The sequence below is a fragment of the Enhygromyxa salina genome (assembly GCF_000737335.2).
In the GTDB taxonomy this organism is placed as follows: Bacteria; Myxococcota_A; Polyangia; order Nannocystales; family Nannocystaceae; genus Plesiocystis; species Plesiocystis salina_C.
Genome location: NZ_JMCC02000230.1, coordinates 1 through 3,685 on the forward strand (window position 1 = coordinate 1; position 3,685 = coordinate 3,685).

Genomic DNA, 3,685 nt, shown 5'->3' on the forward strand with positions numbered 1-3,685 from the left:
AGCGCGTAGCCGCCGTCTCGAACGACGAGAAGCGCACAGAAGACCCGTGAGGGTCGCTCCGGGCACAATAAGAGGGCGTTGCGAGTGCCCGACCGAAGCCACAGCCCGACCTCGCCGACAGCGATCCATGACAACGCAAATTAGCGTCTTGAGCCCTCCGTGCCCGGAGGGACCCTCACGGGTCGTGCGCGCTGCCCGATCAGCACATCGACCCCCGCGGGCCCCAAAAGCACGACCCGCCCCCGACTCGTGCGGCCTCACTAGCCACAGTTGACGCCGTCAACGGCGACGCCGTTGGTCTTCCAGATCGTCGTGGACGGTGGGTCGCTGGCCATGTCGAGCTCGATGTCGAAGTTGAGCGCGCACGGGTAGGTCATCAGCGCGTCCCAGCCGCCAACGGTGATCTTGCCGGTGCCCGCGTCGGGGAAGTTCATCGGGTTGGCGTTGTCCATGGGGCACCAGCCCTGCCGCCAGTTGTAGACCTCTTCGATCTGCCACTGCGCGGGCATGTCGATGTCGAAGTCGTCGAACATGACCGGGCTGTAGATGACCATGCGCGTGCAGTTTGGCTCGTCGATGTTGACGCGGGTGATCGTGATGCGGTCGAACCCGCCAGGCATGACGACCGCGGAGTAGGTCGAGGTGTCGACGGGGCCAGGGTCGCCGTCGCCGTCTCCGGTGTCGCCATCGCCGTCGCCGTCTCCGTCGCCGTCTCCGTCGCCGTCGCCGTCGCCGTCTCCGGTGTCGCCGTCGCCGTCGCCCGGGTCACCATCGCCGTCGCCGGTGTCGCCATCGCCGTCGCCGGGGGTGCTGTCGTCGGTGTCGCCATCACCGTCGCCGACCTCGGTGTCCGCGACCTGGTCGTCGCCGCAGCCGGCGAGCGGGACGGACAGAGTGACACCAACAATGGACGCGAGCAGGCAAGTCAGCGCTGTGGAGCGGGTCATGGCGCGATTCTACCGCAACTGAGCTGAACGCGAGCCGTAGTGCAATGCCTCACGCCGCCTCGCTTGGTCTTTCCGCCGAGCTCTTCGTCGCCGAAACTTCCAGCACGCCCGATACAGCCTCGGCCACCCTCCTCGGCAGGAACGACGCGACTCTAAACGGATCGGCGCTCTAGATGTGTCTGGCGGCGTGAATCCAAACTGTTAGGATGCCCGCGCATGTCCCCTAGCGACGAGAAAGACGAGACCCAATCGGCACCGGCGGCCAAGGTCACCCGCCACGGCAAGCCCGCGGCGGGCCTGTTCGAATCGCAGTGGACGTACCTGCTGCTGGTCCCGCTGGTCGTGGTCGTGTGGCTGGTCTTCGTCCAGAGCGGCAAGAACGCCCAGCTCGCCGACGTCGCGCCGGACTCCGCCACGGTCGCCTCGAGCCCGCTGCAGGACGCGGATCAAGACGCGCTCGCGGACGCCTTGGCCAAGGCCTGGGCCGGCGAGCCGGTGGATCGGGACAGCCTGCCTGCGCGGCTCAAAGAGCCCGGCCAAGCCGTGTACATCGCGTTTCGCGAGGACGGCAAGCGGCTCTATCAGCTGTGGCGCGCGCCCAAGCAGGTCAGCGTGACCGAGCCAACGATGTGGGACGTGACCTTGCAGGCGCTCGAGGACGGCAAGCGCGGGCTCGGGGACCGGGCCGGCCGGGTCACCCGGCTCGAGATCAACCTGAGCCACTCGTACCGAACCCACGACTACACCGACAAGGACCAGCGCAAGCTGCTGCTCGACGAGGACCGCCACAAGATCCCCCACCACATGGGCATCCGCGGCCTGCGGGTCACCCACGGCGACAAAGAAAAGATCTACGCGCCAACTTGGTTCGTCTCGCAAAACCGCAAGGTCGGCAAGCAGCTCAAGCTGGTCCGCAACGACTGGAACCTGACCGACGCTGACTTCGAGACCTCGACCTTCGAGACCTTCGAGGCCGACCAGGTCTTGGTCCGCCTCGATCGCTCACCCGCGGAGGCTGTGATCATGACCCGCGGCAACCGGGTCGTCGACATCAGCGAGGTGACCCAGGCCAACACCGAGGCGCTCGCAACCGGCATGGCCAACTGGCTGATCAACAACGTCCACGAGGACGGCCGGTTGACCTACCACTACTTCCCCAGCCCCGAGAAAGAGGCCAAGGGCAACAACATGATCCGGCAGTGGATGGCGACCAACGCCATGGTCCGCTGGGCCCACGACCGCCAGGATCAGGCCGTGTTCGATCTCGTCGAGAAGAACATCGACTACAACATCGCGCACTTCTTCCACTACGAGCGCGACCGCAAGCAGATCGCGTTTAGCGACATCGAGCCGGACGCCCCCGACGTGCTGGGGATCATCGAGTACAACCGCAAGGTCAAGCTGGGGGGCCTGGCGCTGGCGGGCATGGCGATGTGGCTGCACCCCAAGCGCGAGAAGTGGGCCAACGAGATCGCCGCGATCCGCCGGACCGTCGACTTCTTGTGGCACGAGGACGGCTCGTTCACCAGCTTCTACAAGGGCTCGGACAAGGAGTACTTCAACTTCTATCCCGGCGAGGCGATGCTGTTTTGGGCCACGATCTACGCTGACACCAAGGACCCCGAGATCCTGCGCAAGTACAAGCTCTCGTTCGAGTACTTCCGCAAGTGGCACCTCGAAGAGGCCAACCGCAACCCCGCGTTCGTGCCCTGGCACCTGCAGGCCGACTACGCAATGTGGAAGGCGCTCGGCCCCGAGGAGCAGGCCTTCAAGGACGAGCTGGTGGTGTTCTGCTTCGAGATTGCGACCTGGCTGGTCGACAACATGCAGCAGTGGGACGCTGGCGAGTACGTGTACCCCGACGAGATGGGGCGCTACTACGCGGTCGACAAGGGCTGGGGGGTGCCGCACGCGAGCTCGACGGGGGTGTACCTCGAGGGCCTGATCGACGCTTGGCAGCTCGCGCGCGACTTGGGTGATGACGAGCGGCGGGAGTTCTACCGGGTCAGCATGCTGCGGGGGATTCGCAGCATGATGCAGCTGCAATTCGTGGACGACGTGGACATGTATTACGTCAGCGATCGCAAGTATGTGGAGGGGGGGATTCGGACGACCGTGTTCGATAACCGGATCCGCTGCGACAACGTGCAGCATCCAATGATGGGGATCATCAAGTTGGTTCGGATGTTCGAGCCTGGGGAGTACGCGGGGGCGGAGTAGGTCTTCGGGGTTGTTTGCGGGGGGCGGGGTGCTGGTGGGGCACCGCGCACGGGCTGCAGACAGTCCCAACCCGGCTACGGTCTACTCCAGTCTCGTGACCCCGCTTCCTCTCGTCACTTGGACTTGGCCCGACGGCGCTTCTCTCCGTTAATCTCCACGTGCGTAGATACGCCGGGTTGGGACTGTCTGCGGCCTTGTGTGCGCTCCACGTTGGTGGGGGCCTTCGCCGATCCGAACACGCGGAGAGTCTCGAGTTCTCGCGTCGAACGCAGGCTCGAGTTCGATCGCAACAGCAGCGCCGAGAGCAGAAGAAGCACCGAGACGTCGCCACCAGAGGTAGCAACGCCCTCCGCCTGCTCGGATCGGCGATCACGTCCCACCAGAGGTAGCGACGTCCTCCGCCTGCTCGGATCGGCGATCACGTCCCACCCGAGTGGAGCGCACACAAGGCCGCAGATGACCCCAACCCGGCGTATCTACGCACGTGGAGATTAACGAAGAGAAGAACGGTCGGGCCA

At 65.2% G+C, this 3,685-nt stretch carries 2 protein-coding genes; one reads left to right on the top strand and one right to left on the bottom strand.

Annotated features, from left to right (window positions below; all coding sequences use genetic code 11):
- Positions 1–260 precede the first annotated feature (260 nt).
- Entirely contained in the window at positions 261–947 is a 687-nt protein-coding gene (locus tag DB30_RS42075) for a hypothetical protein (protein WP_052559426.1), read from the bottom strand.
- Positions 948–1,163: 216 nt separating this feature from the next.
- Between DB30_RS42075 and DB30_RS40395 the strand changes: the two genes are divergently transcribed.
- Positions 1,164–3,167 (top strand): hypothetical protein, encoded by a 2,004-nt coding sequence (locus DB30_RS40395; protein ID WP_052559428.1) that lies wholly within the window; start codon positions 1,164–1,166, stop codon positions 3,165–3,167.
- The last annotated feature ends 518 nt before the right edge of the window (positions 3,168–3,685 follow it).